Genomic DNA, 25,472 nt, shown 5'->3' with positions numbered 1-25,472 from the left:
GGGATTGAACGTCTGGGCTAAAATTGGCTGGACGATTTTGCTAGGCTATATTGCAGGAAGAATTATTTACTTCTTTATTAAGCTAATCTCCTCGTAGCACTTCGGATCGGACAACCTATATACAGAAAAAACAGCAGCCAGATTTAGGCTGCTGTTTTTTGCGTTTGTGGTGCATCCGGTTTTTTCGGCTTTTTATGCAGGAAATAAAGCAGTGGAATCGAGATGACGATCGGTATTGCAGAAATCAGGAACGTGTCCCCGATTCCTTGAACCATCGCTTCTTTCGCCATCATTCCAAACAAGATTGCACTCGCTCCACCAGATGCGCTGGCAGCATCGACACCTACCTGTGTATACATGCCAGAGATGCCACTAATAAATTGTGTGGCCATGTCAGTGTTCAAATTGTCGGAGATTGACGCCAGATGAAAGGTTTGGCGCGCTTGCATGATAACGGTCAAAATCGCAATCGCAAACGAGCTCAACACTTGCCGCAATACGTTGGAGAGCGGAGAGGCATCCCCTACACTCGTACGTGGAACTGCGTTCATCCCAACTGTAGACAGTGTCATCATGCAGAGACCGATTCCGATTCCACGGATCGTCAAAATCATGTTCATCCAAGAATGCATGCTGTCGGCTGCCAGATTGTGCAGCTCGAATGTGGTAATGCTCATGATCGATAAACCGACGAGCCCAATTGGACCTATTCCATATTTATCCATCAACTTACCACTGATCGGCATCATGATCGCCATCGCAATCGACTGTGGCATCAATAAGATACCGGACTCCATCGCTGTCATGCCCTGAATGTTCTGCAAGAAGATCGGCATCAGGAAGATCCCGCCCATCATCCCCATCATGACAAACCCAGATGTCAAAATACTAATCGAAAATACTGGGATCCTCAGCAGACGCAGATCTAAAAGCGGCGATTCCTTGCCGAGCTCTACCCAAACGAAAAGCGCTAAACTCATAATCGCAACGAAAAACAAACTCACGATGAAAAAGGATGTCCATCCCTCTGCTTGCCCTTTACTAAACGCAAGGAGGAGAGTACCAAACCCGACGATCGCCAAAATGGCTCCGAGGAAGTCAAACTTCAGCTCCGGCTTTTTCGGCGTTTCCTTGAGCAGCACCATACTCATGATGACGGCAAAAATTCCAAATGGCACCCCTACCAGAAACAAAAATTGCCAGCTTAAAAATTCAATGAGGTACCCACCCAAGGTTGGGCCAAGAGCGGGAGCCGTCATCGAGGCAATCCCGAAAATCCCGAGTGCCATCCCGATCTTTTCACGTGGTACGATCATGTAGATCATGGACATTCCGATCGGCATGATCATTCCTCCGCTTACCCCCTGGATGACACGAAACGCGATGAGCGAGGTGTCGCTCCAGGCAAGTGCGCAAAGGACAGATGACGCTGTAAAAAACGCTAGTGATAAGACAAATATCTTTTTGGCTCCAAACTTGGCTGACAAGGAACCGCTCATCGGGATCATGACCGCGTTTGCCAGCATATATCCGGTCAGCACCCATTGCATCGTCTCGGTAGAAGAACCGAAGATACTGACCATCGTTGGTAAGGCGACGTTAATTAGACTGTTGTTCAGAATCGCAACGAAGGTTCCCGAGAGGATAGCGAGAAGAGACAACCACATTCCGCCGTTTCCGCCTTTTTCCTCTCGCTGTGCCACCGCTTCCGCCATGTCATCACCCCCGTTAGTTTGCGATCACCTTGCTGCCCTCAGACAATTTGTCCGTTGGGTTTAGCACTATTTGATCGTTGTCTTTCACACCAGCTGTGACTGTAGTCCAATCACCACTAGCACCATCGACAGTTACTTCCACTTCATGTACAACATCTTGATCAATCATATAGATGAAATGCTTGCCGTCTTTTTCAAGAACAGCCGTTGTCGGTACTTTGGTTCCTTGTTCTGCCTGACCTTGCAGTACGACCTCTGCAATCATACCCGCACGCAGCAGTCCATCCGGATTTGCTACTTTTACTTTGATCGGGAACGAAGTGCTGTTCGTGTCAGAAATCGGGGAAACGAATTCAACGGTTCCTGTCATTACTTTACCGCCAAGGCTGCCTACCTTCACATCGACAGTAGAGCCAACCTTTACATTGTTGATCTGATCTTGGGAAACACTTGCTTCCACTTTGACTTCATTCATATCAACGACAACAAGAAGTGGCGCACCTGCTCCAGCCATCTCCCCTGGATTTATGTTTTTCTTCGCTACGATACCAGTGATTGGCGAATGAACGACAGTGTTGTCATAGCCGTTTTTGGCCATCTCCAGGCTGGAGTTCAGACGGCTTACCTCAGCTTGCAGGGCTGCAACCGTATCAGAGGTTGGACCGGCTTTTGCCAGATCGTACTGAGCCTTGGATTGCTCTACCGCAGAACGGGCTTTTTCCAAATCAAGCGAGGATTTTTCCAATTCTGCTGCCGATAATGCCCCAGAGTCAAACAAAGCCTTCATCCGATTGTAGTTGTTCTCGGATACCTTCAGGGTAGCTTCTGCCTGTTGCAGGCCACTGGAAAGCTGCTGGAGCTGTTCTGTACGTGCTCCTGCCTTGGTATCACGAAGCTTTGCCTGTGCCCCTGCAATTGCAGCCTGTGCCTGATTAATTTGCTGTTGGTAGTCGGTAGCCTCCAGCGTAACAAGAACGTCACCCTTCTTTACTACAGAGCCTTCTTTTACGCTGACGTTTGCTACTTTGCCGGAAACTTTGGAAACGACTGAAACCTCTTCAGACGGAACAATTTTACCGCCTGCAATCATGCCTGAGGCATTCGAAGTCACCTTCCATGCTTTCACAACCGGGAGCGATTCTGATGTGGAAGATGCCGAAGACGAATCACTACAGCCAGCGGCAATAACCGAAACCGCCGCCAATACTACAGCGATTGTTTTCCATTGTGCTGCTTTTTTCATGCCTCATTACAACTCCTTCACGTGCACTTTGATCTCGGCGTTCAAACCGGCCGCCAAATGAAGACCTGCTGTGTCATCAATGGCGATTTTAATCGGGATACGCTGGGTTACTTTGGTAAAGTTACCGCTTGTGTTGGTGGCTGGCATCAAAGAGAAGGTAGAGTTTGTTGCTTTACCAATCTCCATTAAATGTCCGCTCAGTTTTTTGCCTGGGTATGCGTCCAGCGTGAAATCCACTTTTTGGCCTAGTTTCAAGCGCTCGATCTCTGTCTCTTCCAGATTGGCGGAGATGTACAGTTTGCTTTCATCAATGACGAGAGCAACCGATTGTCCCATCGAGACAACCTCTCCCTCTTTTGCCTGGGTCTTTATGACGGTACCTGTGATCGGAGAACGCAACACGCTGTTTTCCAACAGGTTGCCTGCAACATTTGCTGTGTCCTGCTGCCCAACAATTTGATCAGCTACTACGGCATCGCCTTCTTTTACCGCGAGTCCGGTCAGTTTGCCTGTCATTTTGGGCATGACCCGATAAATGTCTCCAGCAATCCGGGCGTCCTGCGTGGTCACATAGTGTGCACCTTGATACCAGTAGTAGTAACCGATGCCTCCGCCCCCTACCACGAGCAGGAGCAAAATGACATACAATACCAGTTTTCGCTTCATGGTTTCTCCTCAACTTTCTGTCTCTTCTAATTTCGCAATCAACGTTTCCAATGAGTGAATAATGCCATCCAGATCCTTCTCAGAAAATCCGTGGAAGCTGCGTTTATAAAACTCCCCTGAAAAAAGATCCACCTTTTCAAACAGTTCTACTATTTTTTCAGTCTTTCGAATCCAGACTACTCGACGATCCTTTTCGTCACGCACCCGCTCGACCAGTTGCTCTCTCTCCAGGCGATCAATAATACCAGAAACTGTACTATACGAAAGATCAACGGCTTTGCTTATCTGCCCGATCGTACGGGGCTCGCATTGAATCTGCCGAATGACCACCAGCTGCGGGACCGTCAGGCCGTATTTGCACAGTTCCTTAGTAGCCATTGTGCCAAACGTCTTATTCAAACGCTTTAGCAAGTCCCGGATATGCAATGGTTTGTTCATGATACACTCCTTTCCTACCTAATATTTCGTACGCGAAATTTTATCACACGAAACACTATACGACTTTTTTGGGTCTGTGGCAACTATTTCTTTACATTAAATTTTAACTAGGTAACAAAATCATTCGCAAAAAAACCAACAACGCCCATACTCAAGGCATTGTTGGCTCTGTCAGGATTGGCGGGCTTGCCGGCCCCTCTTCCGGAGTACTTTGGTGGACGCTCGGTACATGTCTTGGCTCATACTCAATCTCTGGAAAGGAATGAACCGAAACATACATGCTTCCATTAGAAGAACCGGCTCGGATCATAATCGGATAGGCATACTTGTTCTGAAAAACAAAGTCAGGACCATACCAGCTCACAGTTGCGTCCCTTCCCGGGCGTACATATGCGACATCTCTGCTATGGGAGTAACGCTGCACGATATGCAGTCCAGCCTTGTCCACCGCATTGAACAACGTCGAAGAAACCTGGCATATGCCTCCCCCAATTCCTTCTGACAGCTCTCCTCTGACGATGACAGGTGCTTGCAGGTAGCCCTTTTCCTTCGTTCGCTTTCCGACTACCTTATTAAAAGAAAAAATCTCGCCAGGCAGCACAACGTAATTGTTTATTGCTTTAGAAGCCAGCATGATGTTATGAGAGCGGTTTTTGTTTCGCGAATTGTAATAGGTGGTATACTGCCCGATTGTTTTCTTTCGCACCTGACTAATAAGTGCTTGGTCTACCTTTGGATAAATCTCCTGGAACGGAATTTGTACCATACTCGCCCCGTTACCGTAATAGTACTCATAAAATTGCTGAATAAATTTCCCCTCATGGAGCTTGCGTCCCTTTTTTTTCAGGCACGATCCCTCCGCTGTTATTTATCGTAGCATTAACTGGCTCCTGGTATGCCAGCTTCGCCAAGGCTTCCATCATCGTTTGCAATCGATTTACATCCACGAGGGAAACACCGCCTATGGGCAGTGTGTAGTCAGCCCGATCTACCATGGCAACCGTCCTGTCTTCCATTTGCACCTGTAAAAAACTCATAGGATCTAGGGGATTGGTAATTAGCAGCAAGGCCAGTGAAAAAGCAAAACCCATCCGACTGCTCACCTCCTTCTTGTAGTATGAACAGACGAACGGGTTTCATGCGATAGGCAAAGGATTACGCCATACGATCAAGTCTACTCATGATTGCCTGTGCAACCGCTTTGAGCCGAGGCTGATCCGTTACCTCTGCATAGACATTATTCAATTGCTCCCGCAGCTCCTTTGCCGCAGCCAGTAAAGCCGTTGCCTCTTGCATTTTTTGCCGGTATCTGGCCTTGATATCCGTTAATTCTGCTTCGTACGCCTCATCGGTGCCTTGCTCAATTGCGCGCTCATACATATCAATAACCTCGTCTGTCTCCTTGCTTGGGAAGTACTCATGAGGCGCTGTACTGTCGAAAATAGCAAGACCTTTCTCCGGAATGATGACCATATCCAAGCTGTGGGGATCGAGCCCGCAATGATATACCTCAGCGTCAAAGCCACGCTTTTCTGCTTCCGTGACGAGCTTTTTCAGCATGGTTGATTTTCCTGAGCCAGGACGTCCTTTGATAAAATACCGCTTCTGCATTTGGTCGGTCAGCTTCATGATGTGATCCACCGGGCCATCAGGAGTAGCCGCACCTAAATACATACGACGCACCTTGGACTTTTTCTCCAGATTCTCCTCTCCGAAAAATAGCGTGAGGACTTCTTCGGTTACTCTATTCGCTTTTTCTCGATCGAGGTGGGCGATATAAGGCGCCTCCCACTCATCATGAATACGCAATGCTTCACCATACGCTGCGTAAGCTTCCTCGCTTTTGCGGAAAATCTCTTCATACCAGGCTGCAATTTGCTCTTTGTACCGTGCCAAATGATCGACACCTACAGAGGTCTGCAAATTTACATTGATCTCGGTGACTCCAGGTGCGGATGGCCGCCAGATTCGCGGATAGCTGCCATCTACGATCGCTGCCTTCCATTCGGGAAAAATGACGCCATCATACTGACCTTTCATAAAGGGCGAATGTATCCACTCTATTTCATTTGTTTTTCTACTCATTTCCTTGCCGATTGTTTCAATCAGGTCCGATGTGATTCCTTCGACGACTCCTGACAAAATATAGACACGATCCAGTCCTTCCAGTACGGAATCGTAAAACGTCTTGTATCCTCTCGCGGTGTTTCCTGCCGCAAATATATGGCGCTCTTTTTTAGCCATGTCATTCCCTCCAGTACTTCGTCTGCCATATTGAACGGTTTATTGTATGCAGGGAAGTGGAAAATGGGCATTTGATGAGCATACCATTCGCACAGCGCCAAAAAGTCGTTGCAAGCATGGGCTCACAACGACTTTATTCATTTCTTACTTATTTAAATCAGTCATTTTGCCAGTCGACATGTAGATGATCCACTCGCAAATATTGGTGACATGGTCGGCAATGCGCTCCAGGTACTGCGCAACCAACAAGAGATGCGTACCTTGGGAGATCGCCGTTCCGTTTTTAGTCATGACCTCGATTAGATCACGGAAGATCGTCGAGAACAGTTTGTCAACAATATCGTCGCGTGCAGCAATTTCTTCTGCCGCTTCTTTGTTGCGAGCGATATACGCATTCAAGCAATCTCTGACCATCGCTTTCACGTGATCAGCCATTAACGGAATGTCGATCAATGGCTTTACGTAAGGCTCAGCCATCAAACGGCGGGTCGTCTTGGCGATCGAAACAGCGTGATCTCCCATTCTCTCCAAGTCCGTAACCAGCTTCAGCATCGTACCAAGCAGGCGCAAATCGCTTCCAACCGGCTGCTGAAGGGCTATCAAGCGAAAGCATTCGCTTTGAATTTCCTGCTCCAAATCGTTGATAACAGGATCACTTGTAATTACCTGTTCTGCCAGCATCATATCTCGTTCTACCAAGCTTTTAATGGACTTGTGAATGGCTTCTTCAACCAACGTCCCCATCGTCAAGAGCTTCCGGTGTAGAACATCCAGTTGCTCTTCAAAAGCATGCCGCGTCATTTCCCTTGTCCCCCTTCAATTGTCTGTCACGACAAATAGTACAAGGGGATTATATTGTACAGGTAAAGGTACTATGATCTTTGTGTAAATATTTTAGGTATACGGGATGGTAACCGTAAATGTGGTTCCTTTTCCTTCGATACTGTCGACACGAATATGCCCGTGTAGGTTATCGACAAGGTGCTTGACGATAGCCAGACCAAGTCCTGTACCGCCCGAGTCTCTGCTCCGCGCTTTATCTACCCGGTAGAACCGCTCGAAAATACGCGTCAGGTCTTTTTCCGGAATGCCAATTCCCGTATCGATCACCTGAATTTTCACGATCTGGTCTTCTTTTTCTGTGCGGATCGTAATCGCTCCGCCTTCTGGTGTATAGGCAATCGCATTGGTCAACAGATTCAAAATAATTTGCTGCAAGCAATCACGATCGGTCATCAGATAAATCTCGGGCTGTGGGAGGGGCAATGTAATCGTCAGTTCCTTGCGCTGCGCCTGATCATTCATGATCGCGACCGCGGAGGAAATCATGTCCTGCAAATGAATTCTGCTTACCTGCAGAGGAATCCGTTTTTGCTCAATCTTGGACAAATCCAAAATGTCGCGGATCATCCGGTAAAGCCGCTCGCTCTCATCCGAGATGATCTGCAGGAAGTTACGGCATGTCTCCTCATCCTGCATAGCCCCTTCGAGCAGTGTCTCAGTAAAGCCCTTGATCGAGGTAATTGGGGTGCGCAGCTCATGTGAAACGTTGGCAACAAAATCACTGCGCATCTTTTCCAAACGCCGAATTTCGGTAATATCGTGCAGGACCACGACTACCCCTCTCGCCTCACCCTTGAAATTGATATACGGAGCGAAATTGACGTCCAGAACGCGTTCCTGCGGGTAGTAGATGTGCACTTCTTGACGGAACTTTTCACTTTTATCCAGACAGCGGTCAATATACTGACTGAGGCCAAAGCTTTTTCCTGCCTCGATGTGCAGCTTGCCTACAATTTCGTGTCCCGGTGTACCGAGGAGCTTCTCTACAGCTGGGTTGACGAGCATAATTCGGCGCTGCTCTGAGATGAAAATCACACCGCTGGTCATATTGGTCAAAACTCCAGATAGTCGCTGCTGGTTCTCTGAAATCTCGTACATCTGCTGCTCCAGGCTCGAAGCCATAAAGTTGATGGCGCCAGCCAGCTGCCCAATCTCATCCTTTGCTTTAATCCGCACCCGACTCTCATACTGTCTCTGTGTGATATTGCGAGCTACGCGCGTAATTTCCTCGATTGGCCGAATGATGGAAAAAGAAATGCGGGATACGACAATCGAACCAACCACCAGCGTAACCAACAGCCCTGTTAAAAGGCTGTACCACATGTTGTGAATCGTGTCTGTGATGTCTTTCATGGACATGGCCGATCGCACTGCACCGACGATTTTTGATCCCTGCTCAACCGGCACGGCGACATACATCATGTCATATCGGAGTGTCTCGCTATAGCGACGTGAGATGCCCGTTTGGCCCTTCAATGCTGCCATAAACTCCGGCCTGTTAAAATGATTCTCCATCTCGTCTGCATGAGAGCTATTATCGAAGAGCACCTGGCCTTTTTCATCGATGACCGTGAGCCGAACATCCTCGGTTGGCGCTACCTGCTTGACACGATCCGCCAAGGTAGCCTGATTGGAAAAGACGCTTGGAAAACGGACGGCCTGCGCAACGAGCTTGGACTCACGGGATAACAGCTCATGCAGGGACTGGAGATAGGAATTTTCCAGTACCTTGGCAAAATACATGCCCATTAGCAAAAGGACCAACGATATTAATCCAAGTATGGTCAGCGTGAGTTTTATTCGAAAGCGAGTCAAGGTAGTGCCTCCAGTTATCCTTCCAGTTTGTATCCTAATCCGCGTACGGTTTTAATATAGCGAGGATTTTTCGTGTCGTCCTCGAGCTTTTCGCGCAGATGACTGACATGGACGTCGACGATACGAGAATCACCAATAAAGTCGTAATTCCATACAGCATTGAGGAGCTGGTCGCGCGTCAATACACGTCCGTGATGACTTGCCAAATAATGCAGGAGTTCAAATTCCTTCGGGGTCAGCTCGACCTTTGCATCCTTGCAGAACACTTCATATTTTTCTGGATAGATTCGAATCTCGCCAAACTGCAAAACAACGTCCTCAGGAGCTGTAGCTGCCTCTGGCGTCGCTTGAAAACGGCGCAGGATGGCTTTGACGCGGGCAATAACTTCTCGCGGACTAAAAGGTTTTGTCAAATAGTCATCAGCCCCGAGCTCGAGGCCCAGAATCTTGTCCAGCTCGTCGTCCTTCGCTGTCAGCATCAGGATCGGTGTGTTGATTCTCTCTTGTCGAAGCGTCTTGCAAACGTCCATCCCGTCCATTTTTGGAAGCATGAGGTCCAAAATAATGAAATCGGGCTGCTCGCTTTTCACCATATCTAATGCCTGTCTGCCGTCAAAAGCGGTGACTACCTGAAAGCCTGACTTCTCCAGATTAAATTGCAACAGTTTTACAATGGAGACTTCGTCATCCACTACCAAAACCTTAATCATCGGTTCGTTTCCCCCTAGCAATGCTATGCTGCAAATTGTTTTTTACACAGACCTGTCCTCTTTTGTTTCTTCTCTCTACAATCTCAGTCTGCCAATGCTGAAACCGGAAGACAAGTAATTTTTTTGTAAAGGTGATTGGGGCTAGTCCGTAAAGGGCAGGATTGTGCTTCGATGTGAGGTAGTATTCCTCGGATTGGGCTGGGGAATTAAACAAAGCGTTGTCGTTGCTTTTGGTTGAGGCGAGGAAAGAGGAGAAAACGCTAGCTTCTTGGGATACTAGCTGGTAGTATCCGTGCCCGGCTCCAAGGAAAAAACGAAACCGCGTCCAAAGTGGTTGTTTCAAGAGGTCTCTCAGAGGTGGACGCTTAAAAACGTGTTTCGTTTTTTCCTCTACGCCTCGGTAGGTATCCCAAAGAGCTTTCGCTTATTTCTCCTCTTTCCTCATCAGCAGCTATGTTTTTTGGTCCGAAATCGGCTTGTAAAGATTCCCTTTAAAAAGCTTTTGATTGCCACCCCAAAGGACGCTTCTATGTTTTGAAAGCGAACTACTCGATTCCCTAATCCCAGAAAAGCTTCTCAGTCCTACAAGTCAAAACCTTCACCTGTGTTCAACAAGCTTTGTCATTCAAGGCTCGCATGTCTCTACAGCTCGCTGAGGAAACAGGAGAAAAAAGCGAAGGTCTTTGGGACTCCTACAAAGCTGGAGGGGAAAAAGGGAAACACGCCCTTAAGCGTCCACCCTGAACCCTCTTCCTGCGGAGGCGACTTTGGACGCGGTTTCCCTTTTTCCCCGTAAGCGGACAGTACCCACTCCCCGCTAGAGGCCCAAGTACCTGGAGCGTTTTCTCCTGTTTCCTCCCCTCCACTGAAGCCACGACCACCCACCAGCAACAAAAAAAGACGCCTTTCGAGAAGAAAGACGTCTTCGTTCATTCAGAAAGCTATTTCAAAACCGCCATGACATTGCGTACAGAATCAGCAGACTTATCCAGAGCTGCTTTTTCGTCTGCAGTCAGCTCAAGCTCGATTACTCGCTCGATACCATTTGCACCGAGCAAAGTTGGTACACCAAGGTAGATGTCGTTGTAGCCATACTCGCCCTGCAAGAGAGCAATGGAAGGCAGGATACGCTTCTTGTCCTTGATGATCGCTTCTGCCATTTGGACCAGCGAAGCCGCTGGCGCATAGTAAGCAGAACCGTTACCCAGCAGGTTGACGATTTCTCCCCCGCCCTTGCGCGTGCGCTCTACGATTTGCTCAAGCCGATCTTTTGGGATCAATGTTTCCAGTGGAATACCGCCAGCATACGAGTAGCGAACCAATGGAACCATGTCATCACCGTGACCACCGAGTACAAAGCCCGTTACGTCTTCTACAGACACGTTCAGCTCCATCGCAACGAAGGTACGGAAGCGCGCTGTATCGAGTACACCGGATTGGCCGATTACGCGCTCTTTCGGGAAGCCGGACGTTTTGAAAAAGGTGTAAGTCATCGCATCGACTGGATTAGACAGTACGAGCACGATGGAGTTTGGCGCATAAGTCTTCACTTGCTCAGCAACAGACTTCATGATGCTAGCGTTTGTATTCACCAGGTCATCGCGGGACATGCCAGGCTTACGAGCGATACCAGCCGTGATGATGACGAGATCAGCACCATGGATATCTTCATAGCTAGCAGTACCCGTGATATTGGAATCAAATCCCAATACCGGCGAGGATTCCATCATGTCCAATGCTTTCCCTTTAGTTGGATTCTCAAGTTGAGGAATGTCAACCAGCACGACATCACCCAGTTCTTTTTGACCAAGAATGAATGCAGTCGTTGCTCCAGTAAAACCACTACCAATAACAGCGATTTTTTTGCGTTGGAATGCCATGATTATTCCCCTCCGAATGGTAAATTGTGAAAACTGATGCTTGAAACTATCTTACATGTTTTTGATCAAAGCGTCAGCAAACTCGGAGCATTTCAGTTCGGAAGCACCATCCATCAAACGAGCGAAATCGTAAGTTACTGTTTTCGCGGAGATAGTTTTTTCCATGGAATTGATGATCAAATCAGCTGCTTCGTTCCAGCCCAGGTGACGCAGCATCATTTCTCCGGACAGGATCACGGAGGATGGGTTTACTTTGTCGAGTCCAGCGTATTTAGGAGCTGTACCATGAGTTGCTTCAAAGATCGCATGGCCAGTCAGGTAGTTGATGTTTGCACCTGGAGCGATACCGATACCGCCTACTTGTGCAGCCAGAGCGTCAGATACGTAGTCACCGTTCAGGTTGAGGGTTGCTACTACATCGTACTCAGCTGGACGAGTCAGGATTTGTTGCAGGAACGCGTCAGCAATCACGTCTTTTACGATGATTTTGCCAGCTGCTTCTGCTTCTTTTTGTGCTTTGTCAGCGTCTCCGCCTTCAGCTTTGATGCGATCGTATTGTGCCCAAGTGAACACTTTGTCGCCGTATTCTGCTTCAGCCAGTGCATAACCCCAGCTTTTGAAAGCACCCTCAGTGAACTTCATGATGTTACCTTTGTGTACGAGGGTAACGGATTTGCGCTTGTTGTCGATCGCGTAGTTGATCGCTGCGCGAACCAGACGCTCTGTACCGTCTTTGGAAACAGGCTTGATACCGATACCAGAAGTTTCTGGGAAGCGGATTTTCTTCACGCCCATTTCTTTTTGCAGGAACTCGATTACTTTTTTCACTTCTGGAGTACCTTCAGCCCACTCTACGCCAGCGTAGATGTCTTCAGTGTTCTCGCGGAAGATTACCATATCAGTCAATTCAGGATGTTTAACTGGGGATGGTACGCCGTCGAAGTATTGAACAGGACGTACGCAAGCATACAGATCCAGCTCTTGACGCAGTGCTACGTTGATAGAGCGAATTCCGCCACCTACTGGAGTAGTCAGAGGACCTTTGATTGCGATCAGGTACTCACGAACTGCAGTCAGGGTATCTTCTGGCAGCCACTCGTTGTATTGGTTGAACGCTTTTTCACCAGCGAATACTTCAAACCAAGCGATTTTCTTTTCGCCGTTGTATGCTTTTTCTACAGCTGCATCCAAAACGCGAACAGATGCGTTCCAGATATCAGGGCCAGTACCGTCACCCTCAATAAAAGGAATGATCGGGTTGTTTGGAACTACGAGTTTGCCGTTATCCACTTGGATTTTTTCGCCGGCAGTTGGGTTTGTCAGGTTTTTAAACACAAGAATCCCTCCAGTGTTGAAGTTAATAGTTGATTTGGAATATTTCCAGACGTAGGAGAACTACCACTGCTCGTGGTAGTTCTCAAGCTTGCGCTTAAGCGGTGAACAGCATGGCTGAACACCTGCCCTCCACGCTCGAAAATAGCAAGTTTTAGCGGCGGTCGATTGGCACGTAGTGCTGACCTACCGGACCAGTGTAATCCGCACGAGGACGGATCAGGCGGTTATTTTCATACTGTTCCATGATGTGAGCCGTCCAACCGGACATACGGCTGATAGCAAAGATCGGTGTGAACAGATCCGTTTCCAGTCCCAGAGAAATGTAAACAGATGCGGAGTAGAAATCTACGTTTGGTTTCAGACCTTTTTCGCCAGTTACCATGTCGTCGATTTTTACAGACATCTCGTACAGCTCAGGACGACCTACTTGTGCGGTCAACGCTTTGGACATTTGTTTCAACCATTTCGCACGTGGATCGCCATCTTTGTAGACGCGGTGTCCGAAGCCCATGATTTTGTCCTTGTTGTCCAGCTTGCCTCTTACATAAGATTCTACATTGGCCAAGCTGCCGATTTCAGTCAGCATTTTCGCTACTGCTTCATTCGCACCACCATGCAGAGGTCCTTTGAGCGTGCCGATTGCAGAAACAACACCGGAATAAATATCGGTCAGAGTCGCAACGGTTACACGAGCAGCAAACGTAGATGCATTGAACTCATGGTCAGCATGCAGGATCAAAGCAACATCAAAAGCTTTAACAGCTGTTTCAGTTGGCTCTTCGCCTGTCAGCATGTAAAGGAAGTTTTGTGCGATAGTGAAATCAGCACGCGGAGCAACTGGGTCCAAGCCTTTGCGCATACGAGCATATGCCGCGATCAGGGTAGGAGTTTGTGCCATCAAGCGGATGGATTTCCGATAGTTGGCTTCAGGTGTCATTTCTTGCGCTTCTGTGTCGTAGAGCGCTAGCGAAGAGACAGCTGTGCGCAACGCTGCCATTGGATGTACGCCTTGTGGGTAGTTGCGGAGGCCATCCAGCACCTCTTTTGCCACTACAGCCTGTTCACCCAATTGTTTTTTCAAAGCGTCCAGCTGATCACGCTTCGGTAACGCTCCATGCCAGAGTAAGTATACAACCTCTTCAAAGGTCGCATGTTCTGCGAGTTCATCGACGTTGATCCCGCCATAGCAAAGAACACCATCGACGATAGAACAGATAGATGATTGAGCTGCAACCACGCCTTCTAGTCCACGAGTAGCTGTCATAGAACTCCCTCTCCTTTTCCACTCAAGTAGTATTGCTTATCCAGTCTGTGCTTGTCATGATGACGGATAAGCTCCCTAATCTAAAGCTATATGAAATTAATAAGCAGCGGTTTCTTTCATCCACCACTCTTGTCAGGGAATGTATCCACGCAAATCCACGCATAATCACTCAACCGATCATGCAAAGGGGAGAGGCGAGAGAAAAGAATCCACTTCAAGTCGACCCAATTATAAAAGATTATTGCCATTTTGTGAATAAGATTGGCGAAAAAATGTTTCAAAGGGTGAAACCCGGTTTTGTTTTTTCGCTAGCTTGCTCTGCCTATCCAGCATATTGCATAATAGTACCAACAGCTTTTGTCCGCTCGCTTGCGGCAGAAAGGAGACACTTTTGAATCAGGAAAACTGGGTAGAGCGCCTGTTTCAAATCATCCGTTTATTATGGGTTTGCTTGGTGATTTATGTAGGAATATGGATTTTCCAGTTCGCAACACCATTACTGTACCCATTTCTAATTGCTTTAGTCATTGCGCTCATCATCAACAGACCGGTTACATTCATTACCAAAAAGTTTAAAATTCCGAGGTGGTTGTCCGTTACCATCGCCCTCCTGCTCCTGATGCTTCTCGCAGTCGGGGTGGTCACACTCGTCGTTACGGAAACGGTTGTAGAGATTGGCGAGCTGGCAAAAAGGCTTCCCGGCTTTGCGTCAGAGCTGTCCGAATACTTGCAGCGCACCATTTCCCAAGAATTTCTTATGGGTGTCTACAATCAAATTCAATGGATGTACTCGCAGCTCGATCCCGACTTCCAGCTAAAGGTCAATAATACAATCGGAAGCGGCATTACATCGATCACCCATGCTGGTCAGGATTTGGTTGTCAAGTTTCTTAATGGATTGAAAAATCTGCTAGTCTCCTTGCCGAACATGGCGACGGTATCTGTGATTTCTTTGATGGGAGCCTTCTTTATTTCCAAAGACTTCTACCTGTGGGAATCACGCTTTCGCAGATTGCTGCCAAACGGCGTGAACAATCGTCTGGATCAAATCTTCCGCGATCTGCGCGGCGCTCTGGTCGGGTTCATCAAAGCCCAGCTGACACTGATCTCCCTGACCGCTGCCATCGTGATCATTGGCCTGTTGATCATGCGTGTCGAGTACGCCATTACCATCGGGCTGCTCACTGGTCTGGTTGATTTGCTCCCTTATCTAGGTACCGGTACTGTGTTTATTCCGTGGATTGTGTATCTCTTTTTCAAAGGAAACTACAGCATGGTCATCGGCTTGTCTATTCTGTATGCGGTCGTATTAATTTTCCGCCAGATCATCGAGCCAAAGGTTGTCGCTGAAAGCGTTGGCCTCGATCCGCTCTTGACGCTGGTCGCACTGTTCGTCGGCCTGCAATTGTTCGGTTTCCTCGGCCTGATTATCGGTCCGGTTTCACTCGTCTTGATCAACGCTTTAGTAAAAGCTAATGTATTTACCGATGTGTGGAAATACGTTAGAGGGAAGCCGCTATAGTAAAAAGAAAAAAGAACCGCTCTGCGGACCACATTTTTCGAGGTCTAGCAAAGCGGTTCTATTCTTTAACGTATAGGAATTTATAAGCGTGACGCTTATAAATTCCGGAGCGCATGAACACTTTCCGCTAAACGCGGTCGCTCCTCCTTGAGGAGGCCTCGATAGAGGTTTTCTTACCTGCGGAAAAAAAGCTGTATTCGTCCTGATGAAATGAGAGACCACAGCCAACGTTTTAATAAATGGCGCAAAATCATGCGCGTATACGGGATCAAAAAAATCAAGCCGATCACATCAGAGAAGAAGCCTGGGAGCAGCAGCAAAATACCACCAATCAAAACCAAAGCCCCATCAATCAAAGTTTCGGTAGGCATCTGACCGCGAGCCAGCTGGAACTGGACCATCCGAAAAACCTGGACTCCTTGCTGCTTCGCCATCCATGCCCCGAACAGACCCGTCAAAATGACCAGGAAGACCGTATTCCAGCCGCCAATCCATGACCCTACTGTAATTAACCCCCACAGCTCCAGCCCAAAAACGACAACAAAAAGGACAACGAGGATACGCAGCATCCTATTCCTCCCCTTTATGCATGGTAGCCAGCCATTCATACACGTCAGGCTCGGATCGAGGCAGCCTGATCGGCTTTAAATCGCTGTTGGTGAACGCATGCATCGTCTCCCCTGACACCAGCAGCTCCTGATCTGCCACCCGGATAATCTCGTAGCAAAACGTCAGACGAACAGGACTGATGAGACCTACCCATGTCCGAATATCTACCTCATCGTCGTAGCGAGCCGGTTTTTTGTAGGTAATTCTCGCATCCATGACAGGAAGCAATATCCCTTTTTCCTCCAGCTCCCGATACGTAAGACCCGCATGGCGAATGAATTCAGTCCGTCCGACTTCAAACCAGTTCAAGTAATTCGCGTGGTAGACTACACCCATCTGATCGGTCTCCTGATAGCGAGCCCGCACGCGATGAGAATATATGGTTGGACGCAAGTGCTTGTCTCCCCTTTCTCTATATGACTATTGTACCACAGACAAACAATGATTTTTAAAGAGCAAAAAACGGAGAGGAACTGTCAGCAGTCCCCTCCGCTTTTCGATCAATTCTGTGTGTACGCTGCCACCCACTTAACGAATTGGGCAAGCTCCGCCTTCGCAAGATTCGGCTGTGGACAGGTCAGCTTCTCCACCTGTTTCGTATTGCTGCAAAATAGCCGGATCAAATGGCTTCATGGTTTGTTTCAAAGCCTCATATTGTTCCTTGGTGCATTCCTCATATGGTGCCAGCTGGTAGTTTCCTCCATCCAGCTGCAAGAAAGACACCCCTACAAAATTATCCCAGTTGTCATAAACGATGTCTTCTACTTCTTTCCATTCCTCTTTGCGAACGGTAATCGTGTTGGAGGAGTTATGCTCCGTATATTCTTTTTGGAAACGGAAATACGTATCGAATTGGCGTTTTGCGCTTACTTCATTTTTCGTTTCCTCTGCACCTGAAGCTACTGGGAAGTCAATAACCAGCGTCCGTGCATTCGCCATGCGCTCATCGTAGGTGTCACCCGGTGTACCTACCTCTGGGTTCACTGTCCAGCCAAGAGCTTGTACCGCTTTCGCAAGTGGATCTTCAGCGTTGATACGGATACGACGAATATAGTATGGGGAATGAGACCAGTGCAATCCGCTAGACACACCGCCAGCTACCTGTGACAGCGTACCTTCTGGCTTCACAGTGGTAACGAGAAGCGGTGAATTGACACGCAGCTCGTATGCATAACGGTTTGCCTCATCGCGCGCTGCATTGCCCAATTGACGAAGCAGCTCCAGCTCTTGCTCTTCCGTATAGCCAAGGGATGCAAGTGCGTCTTTTACCCCTGTCAGTGAGGTTCCAAGCAATCTGTCACGCTGTTGAACCGTATCCCAGTGTGGCAGCTCCAATGTAACCAACGTCATCCGCAGACCCGCACGAGCCGATTTGCGTTGCGCTTCCAACAGTCCCTCGAGATCCATATATTTCGAGCCATCTGCATTCGTTTTGACGAACTCTACCAGGTTTACAGTAGTGAGGTTGCAGACTCCATACGAATCAAGCAAAATCTCCGCACAAGGATTCAGGCCTTCTGCATTCGGACGGCGACGATTCGCTTCCTCCAGATTAATAAAGCCAGGCTCACCCTCAAGCTGCATCAATGTAAAGACGAGATTGAGGAACTCTTTGGATGGCTGTTTTGTAAAGGCGATCGAGTTGTTGGACATACGGCGATGGTCGAGTCCGAAGCGACCGTCCCCAACGTTTTGAATGCTGTCAAACCATACTGGCTTATGCTCGCCCAAAAGCTCTCCTACGCGGCGGTGATGAGCCAGCTGATCCTCTGTCCAGAACCCGTTGATTCCGTATTTGGCCATCATGCACTCGTAATCGTCATGGTCAAACAGGAAGATTTCAGCAGTACGGCGTACGCCACCAACCACTACGTTTGCGCCGATCAGGTTGCCGATGTCGAGGATATGTACCGGACGAATTTTGCCGTATCCTTTCTCATCGCTTTCGATTGGAGCCAAATGCTGATCAATTTCGTTTTTCAATACTTTATCAATACCTTCAAACATTTCACGAAGCGGCTCATGACCACTCGCGGTTCCACCAAAGCGCTTCAGACGCTCGCCTTTTGGTCTAACACTGTTATAGGAAATTTTTACGGTATGAATATGCTCGTAAGCTGTATCAGTCAAGATTTGCAGATAGAGGCGAAGCGACTCTACCCAGCCTTCCTTGCTGTCACCTACGTAGATTTTGGCAAAGCCATTCTCCAGCACGTTCAGCTCAGAACGCTCCAGACGCTGATGCTTTGGCAGTGGCTTGTACTCGGAGGACAAGAGAGACACGTTCGTGCGGATTGGACCCAGTCCTGCCGCCATTTCTTTCGTGCACTTGAAGCCAACCCCTGTACCTACGAGCAACAGGTAAAACAAATCTCCCAAATCATCCCACGATTTGATGTTCAAAAAGGAGCAATTGAAATTCGCCAGCGGATACAGATCTGCTACGCCATTTTCTGCGCCACCAACCCAAAGTGTGCGTCCAGACAAGAATTGGCGGAGATTAAACATGTTGTCAAACAATCCCTCTGCCTCTTTTTCCATCAGGCGCAAGTCTGCATACAGACCAATCTTGTTCAAATGCTGATAAGCCAGCTTAATATTGTAATCCACCGAGCGGCGGCATGTTTCTTTCCACGTTTCCCGTCTTCCTTTTTCCGGAATAAAGCGAGAATAAGTACGGTAATAAACGAACTGTCCCAAAGGACTCATATGCGCTGGAAAATCAGCGTATTGATCTAGAAATTCATCCCGCAGAAATTGGGTGCGGATAACGGTATCAGTGGCCAGCATATCGGTTCCTCCTTCAAATCTTTCCTCTCTAGTTAACTATCTTTATCTAAAAAACTCAATAGTTTTACCTATATGTTGTGCGAAATAATTTTCGACAACACTATATATAGTGTTATTCACAAAAAAACACTTGACACATAATCCCGAACATTATGTACCTACTCCTACACCCAAAGTCTTACTCTATTCGCGGGTATGAGCTATTGCCTCTGGCACGATTCGCCTTTTCTACCGATACTTTCCTCGCAGGAAATGTCGAACGTTCAGGTACTAATCTGTCCAGAAACCGCTTATGAAATTTCGCTCATACACGAATGAAGACGATATTCGTTTGAGAACGTACCGACCGATTTTAACAGATTCCCGCGCGCATTGCATCACCTAAAAGCCACCGTTTCCTGGGAATGATTGGGATAGGCAGCCGAGTGAAATCCCCTTCAAACCCACGCCAAAAAAGGGTGACACTTGGTCACCCTACCCTTAGGCTTTTTAGCTAAATTGAATCTTTGTACCTAGAGAATTCTGGCATGTCCAGAATAAATATGTCCACGTTCGGAATCGACCGTCACGATTTGACCGTCTTTTAACAGCTCGGTCGCAAACGGTACTCCCACAATGACAGGAACACCCACATTCAGTCCGACAATCGCTGCATGAGAGGTAAGTCCCCCCTCTTCGCAAATGACCGCCCCAGCCTTCTTGAAAGCCTCAATCATATCAGAGTCGGTTCCAATCGTGACCAGGATGCAGCCTTCTTCCACTTTTGCTAAAGCTTCTTCAGCTGAACGAGCCGAAACAACCTTGCCTGTTACGACTTTTCTACCGATTCCTTGACCTTTGGCTACGACATCGCCAATGACATGGATCTTCATCAAATTAGTCGTACCTACTTCACGCACTGGTACTCCTGCAGTGATGACAACCAAATCTCCGTGACGAACAAACCCTGCGTCCAGCGCTTCCTGAACAGACATCTCCAGCATTTCATCCGTTGTATTTGCCAAGACGCCAAGAACCGGATACACACCGTTGACTAAGGCCAGCCTGCGAATAACATCCGCATGAGGGGTAACTGCGACGATCGGCGCCTTTGGACGGAATTTGGAAACCATGCGTGCAGTATGTCCACTTTCCGTAGCAGTAATAATCGCGGCCGCATCCAGATCGAGAGCCGCATTGGAAACAGCCTGACTGATTGCATCCGTAATCGTAATTTGCTTGAGCTGTGCCTGAGCGTACAAAATTTCGCGATAGTTCAGCTCTTGCTCTGCACGTACGGCAATACGGTGCATCGTTTCAACTGATTCTACTGGATACTTGCCCGCAGCCGTTTCACCAGAGAGCATGATAGCATCAGTGCCGTCAAAGATCGCGTTTGCCACGTCGCTTGCTTCTGCACGAGTCGGTCTTGGGTTACGCTGCATGGAATCGAGCATTTGTGTCGCTGTAATCACAGGCTTTGCCAGCTCATTACATTTTTTAATCAGCTTCTTCTGGACGAGCGGTACTTCCTCCGCAGGAATTTCCACTCCCAAGTCTCCACGCGCTACCATGATTCCATCTGTCACAACCAGGATTTCGTCTACGTTTTCGACGCCTTCCTGGTTTTCGATTTTCGCGATAATATCAATTCGAACATTGTGGCGTTCGAGGATTTGGCGAATCTCCAAAATGTCACTCGCTTTTCTCACAAAAGAAGCCGCGATGAAATCGACGTTTTGCGCAATACCGAACTCGATATCCTGCGCGTCCTTCTCAGTAATCCCTGGCAAATTAATTTTTACACCAGGAACGTTGACCCCTTTTTTGCTTTTCAGCGTACCACCGTTTTTGATCAGGCAAACGATGTCATTTCCACGAACTTCTTCGACAGTCAGACCGATCAAACCGTCATCAATCAAAATGGTATCGCCTGCTTTGACATCATGAGGCAGTTCATCATACGTAATGGAGACGCGCTCAGCTGTCCCGGCGATTTCCTCTGTCGTGAGTGTAATCGTATTGCCCTCGACCAGATCTACAGCATCAACAGCCAATGTTCCTGTACGAATCTCAGGCCCTTTTGTATCCAGGAGAATCGCAACCGGTTTCCCTGCTTCTTCTGATGCTTTGCGGATATTTACGATACGTGCAGCATGTTCTTCATGAGAACCGTGTGAAAAGTTCAGTCGGGCTACATCCATCCCTGCATGAATCAGCTTTTTGAGCGTATCAACTGATTCACTTGCCGGACCAATGGTACATACGATTTTTGCTTTCCTTAACATAGGATAATGCCTCCTCTGAACTCTTAGAAACCCTCGAGTTGAGGGCTTCGTGGTGAAATATCAATGCGACAGGCTATATTGAAAGTGTGCGAGCCAGCTGATAGATGGACAAATCAAGCTGATGCTTCTGTGCCAGTGCTTCCTTGAAATCTACGTCTACGATGACGTTGTTCTTGATGCCTACCATGCGATCCTTTTTGCCTTCGAGCAGAAGATCTACCGCAGCAGCACCCATGCGGCTTGCCAGCATTCGATCCATTGCGGTAGGAGAGCCGCCGCGCTGGATATGACCAAGTACAGTCACTCTCGTCTCCCAGCCTGTTGCTTTGGTGATAGCTTCTGCATAGGAAGACGCACTGCCGCATCCTTCTGCAACAATAATGATAGAATGCTTTTTCCCGCGTCGTTGGCCAGCGTGCAGACGCTCTAAAATATCGTTCATATCCTGCGCTTCTTCCGGGATGATAATGGACTCCGCTCCGGCTGCCAAGCCTGCCCAAAGCGCCAGATCCCCAGCATCTCGTCCCATTACCTCAATAATGTATGTGCGCTCATGCGAGGTAGCTGTATCGCGGATTTTATCGATCGCATCAACGATCGTGTTTAATGCGGTATCAAAGCCAATCGTAAAATCGGTGCATGGAATATCATTGTCGATCGTTCCTGGCACCCCAACTGTCGGGAAGCCTTTTTCCGTCAGTTTCTGTGCGCCTCGGAACGAGCCGTCTCCACCAATTACGATCAAGCCCTCGATCCCGAATTCGCGCAGCTGCTCGACTGCCTTTTGTTGCCCGGCCTCAGTCTTGAATTCCTGGCTGCGGGCTGAATAGAGAATGGTTCCACCCCGTTGAATAATATCCCCTACGGAACCCAGCGACATTTCCTGGATATCTCCGTTCATCAAACCTTCATAGCCATGGTACACGCCATACATTTGTACCCCGTGGTAAGCGGCCCGACGAACTGCCGCCCGAACAGCAGCATTCATCCCAGGAGAATCCCCACCGCTGGTCAAAACTGCGAGCTTTTGCATGGAATCCACCTCTCCAATCGTATCGTCTTTAGCATCTCTTGAAACGGAAACAGTATGTACTATTTTCACTATAAAACATGCTGTATCACTGTGTTTCGGATATCTGTTATACCAACTACAGATATGTGCCATACTTTTTGAAAGATCAGATAAATCCTTCACTCGACTACGATTGTAGCAGATTTCCCTTGCAGAAAAAAGCCAAAAAACGCCCCCTGATTTTACAGGGTGGCGTATTTGCCGATGTTTTTAAATTTCTCGTAACGATCCTGTATCAATTCATCAGGGGTTAAATGACCAAGCTGTTCTAGTTGCTCAGCAATGACTTTCTTCACTGCGCTCGCCTGAGCAATCAGATCGCGATGAGCCCCACCGAAAGGCTCAGGAATGACTCCATCAATAACACCAAGCTCGAACAAGTCAGGAGCCGTGATTTTCATCGACTCTGCTGCACGCATACCTAGGCTGGCATCTCTCCAGAGGATCGCTGCCGCACTTTCCGGCGCAATTACAGAGTACCAGGAATTCTCCAGCATGAGGATTCGGTTGCCTACGCTAATCGCAAGCGCACCGCCACTACCGCCTTCCCCAATAACAATACAAATAATCGGCACGCGAAAGGTAGCCATTTCCCGCAAGTTACGGGCAATCGCTTCACTCTGGCCACGTTCTTCGGCGGATTTGCCTGGATAAGCGCCTTTTGTATTAATAAAGCAGATGATCGGCCGACCAAATTTATCAGCCTGCTGCATAATGCGAAGAGCTTTCCGATAGCCTTCTGGGTGAGCCATACCAAAATTACGCTTAATATTGTCTTTGGTGTCTTTCCCCGTTTGGTGACCAACGACGGTAACCGGACGTCCATCGAACTTGGCAATCCCGCCTACGATAGAGTGGTCATCACCGAACAGGCGATCTCCGTGCACTTCGATAAAATCAGTAAAAAGAAGTTGTATATAGTCCAGTGTTGTTGGTCGTTCCGGATGACGCGCCAGCTGCACGCGCTGCCACGGGGTCAGGTTTCCATAAATTTGCTGCGCCAAATCTTTCGCTTTTTGCTCCAGACGTTGTACTTCATCAGAGAAATCAATGCCTTTTTCCTCTGTGAAGCGACGCAATTCCTTAATCTTGTCTTGCAGTTCTACTAATGGCTTTTCAAAGGGGAGCTCTCCTGCCATGCTTCCACTCCTTCCCGTGACGTGTGCATCTCTACCAGCTTGGACAGCGTTGTACGCATATCTTTACGGTGTACCACCATGTCCAGTTGCCCGTTTTTCAGCAAGAATTCGGCTGTTTGAAAGTCTTTTGGCAACTCCTGGCGGATCGTTTGCTCAATGACGCGACGTCCGGCAAAGCCAATCATAGCTCCCGGTTCTGCGATATTATAATCTCCGAGCGAAGAAAAACTAGCCGAAACGCCACCATATGTAGGATTGGTCATAACCGAGATAAACAACAGTCGTTCCCGATCCAAACGAGACAATGCCGCGCTTGTTTTCGCCATTTGCATCAGACTCAGTATGCCTTCCTGCATACGTGCTCCGCCAGATGCGGAAAACAGAATAAATGGCAAACGGCGGTCGATCGCTTGCTCAATTGCACGGGTGATTTTTTCCCCGACAACAGAGCCCATGCTGGCCATGCGAAACCTTGAGTCCATTACACCGATAACAATTCGATTGCCACCCAGGATCCCTTCTCCTGTAATAACGGCCTCGTTCAAATCGGTTTTAGCCTTGTCCTGCTCTATTTTTTCCAGATATCCTGGGAAGTCGAGCGGATTCGCTGTAATTAAATTCGTGTCAAACTCCTCAGTCAGTACGCCCTCATCCAAAAGAGTTTGCAAGCGTTCTGGAGCAGACATGGCATAATGATACTGGCAGCCTTTGCAGACGCGCAGATTCTTCTCCAAATCCTTGGAGTAGTGAATCGTCCCACAATGTGGGCATTTATTCATCAATCCCTCAGGGACTTCCTTTTCTTTTGTTCCCGCTTCCTTCGCCATATCTGCGGAAGCAGGGACGCGTGCCAGTGTCTCTGAAGGGACGGTAGCAAACTTACGCTTTTTCCCAAAAAGATCTTTAAGCACAGGTACACCCACCTTTCTCATCAGTGAAGGATCGATCCAAGTATATCCCGGACCTCGTTTAGTTCACCCTCAGGCACGAGAATCTCGTATTGCTTCGAGACCTTTGCCTCGCGAACCTTTACCAAAAATCCTTCATCTGTCAAACGTTGCTGTATCCGTTCTGCGATTCTAGCACTAGGAGCGATGTAGATGACAGTCCACATGCGAAAAGCTTCCCCCATTCATCGTCCAATACAGGTCTGCATCATCATATCACAGCGCCTGCGCCCCTCGCAAATAGGGAAATCAGAGCTTGCTATTCTCCAAATGGTGCCTCATTCTTTCAACGGCCACGTTGACATTTCCTTCTCGAATTGCCTCCATGATTTGACGATGCTCCATTACTGCCGTGCGTGCTCTGCCTTCTCGTGACAACGATTCAATCCTTATACTGTTGCTGTACTCAACCAAGGGGGTCCAAATGCGATGCAGGATCGAATTGCGGCTGGAGCGACAGATGACACGATGAAACTGGTAGTCTTCCTCTGTTGGCACCTCGCCACGCTCTACCCGTTCCTCAGCAATTGCCAAAATGCGTTCCATTTCCTCAAAATGCTTGTCAGTCGCCCGTCTACAGGCAAGCCGAACCGCATCCAGCTCCAGCATCCGGCGCATCTCGATCAAGTCCTTCTTCGTTTTAGCATCTCGCAAAATGAAAAAGCCGAGTATATCAATCAAGCGATTGTGCCTGTAATGCTTGAGAAATGTGCCTTCCCCGCGTCGGGTTTCGATCAGTCCGAGCAGCTCTAGCGCCCGGAGTGCTTCGCGTACGGAGGAACGACCCGCCCCCAGCTTCTCCGACAATTCTCGCTCGGAGGGAAGCTTGTCACCTGGCCGCAAGTTTTGCTCCTGAATAATCTCGTGAATTTGCAGGAGAATTCCTTCGTATACCTTTCGATCTTGGGTAGAGTCGAGCACCATGATCCTCCTCATTACTACCTAGTGTGAAGTGAAGCACCCCCCGAGGACG

Annotated in this window: 21 protein-coding genes and 1 pseudogene; 1 reads left to right on the top strand and 21 read right to left on the bottom strand. The window is 48.3% G+C overall.

Going from position 1 to position 25,472, the window contains the following annotated elements:
* Positions 1-143 precede the first annotated feature (143 nt).
* The 12 genes and pseudogenes from C3B52_RS15175 to citZ all read right to left on the bottom strand — a co-directional run bounded on the left by C3B52_RS15175 (position 144) and on the right by citZ (position 14,153).
* On the bottom strand, positions 144-1,715 hold the full coding sequence (locus C3B52_RS15175; RefSeq protein ID WP_103107108.1) for a DHA2 family efflux MFS transporter permease subunit: 1,572 nt from the start codon (positions 1,713-1,715) through the stop codon (positions 144-146).
* 13 nt (positions 1,716-1,728) lie between these two features.
* The gene (locus C3B52_RS15170) at positions 1,729-2,958 is read right to left on the bottom strand and encodes an efflux RND transporter periplasmic adaptor subunit (protein ID WP_103107106.1); all 1,230 of its coding nucleotides are present in this window, start codon (positions 2,956-2,958) and stop codon (positions 1,729-1,731) included.
* A gap of 6 nt (positions 2,959-2,964) precedes the next feature.
* The gene (locus C3B52_RS15165; RefSeq protein ID WP_103107104.1) at positions 2,965-3,624 is read right to left on the bottom strand and encodes an HlyD family efflux transporter periplasmic adaptor subunit; all 660 of its coding nucleotides are present in this window, start codon (positions 3,622-3,624) and stop codon (positions 2,965-2,967) included.
* A gap of 9 nt (positions 3,625-3,633) precedes the next feature.
* Positions 3,634-4,062 carry a MarR family winged helix-turn-helix transcriptional regulator gene (locus C3B52_RS15160; protein WP_103107102.1) on the bottom strand — a complete coding sequence of 143 codons (429 nt, stop codon included), beginning with the start codon at positions 4,060-4,062 and terminating at the stop codon, positions 3,634-3,636.
* A gap of 151 nt (positions 4,063-4,213) precedes the next feature.
* A pseudogene (locus C3B52_RS15155) lies at positions 4,214-5,153 on the bottom strand (VanW family protein).
* Positions 5,154-5,217: 64 nt separating this feature from the next.
* On the bottom strand, positions 5,218-6,306 hold the full coding sequence (locus C3B52_RS15150; protein WP_103107100.1) for a hypothetical protein: 1,089 nt from the start codon (positions 6,304-6,306) through the stop codon (positions 5,218-5,220).
* A 144-nt stretch (positions 6,307-6,450) separates the two neighbouring features.
* Positions 6,451-7,107 carry a phosphate signaling complex protein PhoU gene (gene phoU, locus C3B52_RS15145; RefSeq protein WP_103107098.1) on the bottom strand — a complete coding sequence of 219 codons (657 nt, stop codon included), beginning with the start codon at positions 7,105-7,107 and terminating at the stop codon, positions 6,451-6,453.
* Positions 7,108-7,200: 93 nt separating this feature from the next.
* Positions 7,201-8,964, bottom strand: a complete 1,764-nt coding sequence (pnpS, locus tag C3B52_RS15140) for a two-component system histidine kinase PnpS (RefSeq protein ID WP_103107096.1) — start codon at positions 8,962-8,964, stop codon at positions 7,201-7,203.
* Positions 8,965-8,978: 14 nt separating this feature from the next.
* A complete protein-coding gene (locus tag C3B52_RS15135) occupies positions 8,979-9,674 on the bottom strand; it encodes a response regulator transcription factor (RefSeq protein WP_049737360.1) in 696 nt (231 codons plus the stop codon).
* Positions 9,675-10,615: 941 nt separating this feature from the next.
* A complete protein-coding gene (gene mdh / locus C3B52_RS15120; protein WP_103107090.1) occupies positions 10,616-11,554 on the bottom strand; it encodes a malate dehydrogenase in 939 nt (312 codons plus the stop codon).
* A gap of 51 nt (positions 11,555-11,605) precedes the next feature.
* Complete coding sequence (gene icd / locus C3B52_RS15115) at positions 11,606-12,889, bottom strand: NADP-dependent isocitrate dehydrogenase (RefSeq protein WP_103107088.1); 1,284 nt, start codon at positions 12,887-12,889, stop codon at positions 11,606-11,608.
* A 151-nt stretch (positions 12,890-13,040) separates the two neighbouring features.
* The gene (gene citZ, locus C3B52_RS15110; protein WP_103107085.1) at positions 13,041-14,153 is read right to left on the bottom strand and encodes a citrate synthase; all 1,113 of its coding nucleotides are present in this window, start codon (positions 14,151-14,153) and stop codon (positions 13,041-13,043) included.
* 391 nt (positions 14,154-14,544) lie between these two features.
* Here citZ and ytvI point away from each other — a divergent pair, with 391 nt between their 5' ends.
* The gene (gene ytvI, locus C3B52_RS15100) at positions 14,545-15,675 is read left to right on the top strand and encodes a sporulation integral membrane protein YtvI (protein WP_103107081.1); all 1,131 of its coding nucleotides are present in this window, start codon (positions 14,545-14,547) and stop codon (positions 15,673-15,675) included.
* A gap of 173 nt (positions 15,676-15,848) precedes the next feature.
* On the opposite strand, the gene C3B52_RS15095 is transcribed toward ytvI, so the two are convergent.
* The 9 genes from C3B52_RS15095 to C3B52_RS15055 form a co-directional block, all read right to left on the bottom strand.
* A complete protein-coding gene (locus tag C3B52_RS15095; RefSeq protein ID WP_103107079.1) occupies positions 15,849-16,244 on the bottom strand; it encodes an FxsA family protein in 396 nt (131 codons plus the stop codon).
* Position 16,245: 1 nt separating this feature from the next.
* Positions 16,246-16,677: an acyl-CoA thioesterase gene (locus tag C3B52_RS15090; protein WP_103107077.1), complete on the bottom strand. Its 432-nt coding sequence runs from the start codon at positions 16,675-16,677 to the stop codon at positions 16,246-16,248.
* A 135-nt stretch (positions 16,678-16,812) separates the two neighbouring features.
* Complete coding sequence (gene nrdJ, locus C3B52_RS15085; protein WP_103107075.1) at positions 16,813-19,074, bottom strand: ribonucleoside-triphosphate reductase, adenosylcobalamin-dependent; 2,262 nt, start codon at positions 19,072-19,074, stop codon at positions 16,813-16,815.
* 512 nt (positions 19,075-19,586) lie between these two features.
* Entirely contained in the window at positions 19,587-21,341 is a 1,755-nt protein-coding gene (gene pyk, locus C3B52_RS15080) for a pyruvate kinase (RefSeq protein WP_103107073.1), read from the bottom strand.
* A gap of 73 nt (positions 21,342-21,414) precedes the next feature.
* Positions 21,415-22,374: a 6-phosphofructokinase gene (gene pfkA / locus C3B52_RS15075; RefSeq protein WP_103107071.1), complete on the bottom strand. Its 960-nt coding sequence runs from the start codon at positions 22,372-22,374 to the stop codon at positions 21,415-21,417.
* Between the two features lie 221 nt (positions 22,375-22,595).
* Positions 22,596-23,552: an acetyl-CoA carboxylase carboxyltransferase subunit alpha gene (locus C3B52_RS15070; protein WP_103107070.1), complete on the bottom strand. Its 957-nt coding sequence runs from the start codon at positions 23,550-23,552 to the stop codon at positions 22,596-22,598.
* Entirely contained in the window at positions 23,519-24,463 is a 945-nt protein-coding gene (gene accD / locus C3B52_RS15065) for an acetyl-CoA carboxylase, carboxyltransferase subunit beta (RefSeq protein ID WP_103107068.1), read from the bottom strand. Before accD ends, C3B52_RS15070 begins: the two co-directional genes overlap by 34 nt.
* A gap of 20 nt (positions 24,464-24,483) precedes the next feature.
* Positions 24,484-24,666: a hypothetical protein gene (locus tag C3B52_RS15060; protein WP_049737348.1), complete on the bottom strand. Its 183-nt coding sequence runs from the start codon at positions 24,664-24,666 to the stop codon at positions 24,484-24,486.
* A gap of 82 nt (positions 24,667-24,748) precedes the next feature.
* The gene (locus C3B52_RS15055; RefSeq protein ID WP_103107066.1) at positions 24,749-25,420 is read right to left on the bottom strand and encodes a FadR/GntR family transcriptional regulator; all 672 of its coding nucleotides are present in this window, start codon (positions 25,418-25,420) and stop codon (positions 24,749-24,751) included.
* Between the last annotated feature and the right edge of the window lie 52 nt (positions 25,421-25,472).

The organism is Brevibacillus reuszeri (assembly GCF_002897295.1).
GTDB classification, from domain to species: Bacteria; Bacillota; Bacilli; order Brevibacillales; family Brevibacillaceae; genus Brevibacillus; species Brevibacillus reuszeri_A.
The sequence above is the reverse complement of the archived record's forward strand: the minus strand, read 5'-3'. Positions and strand labels throughout refer to the sequence as shown.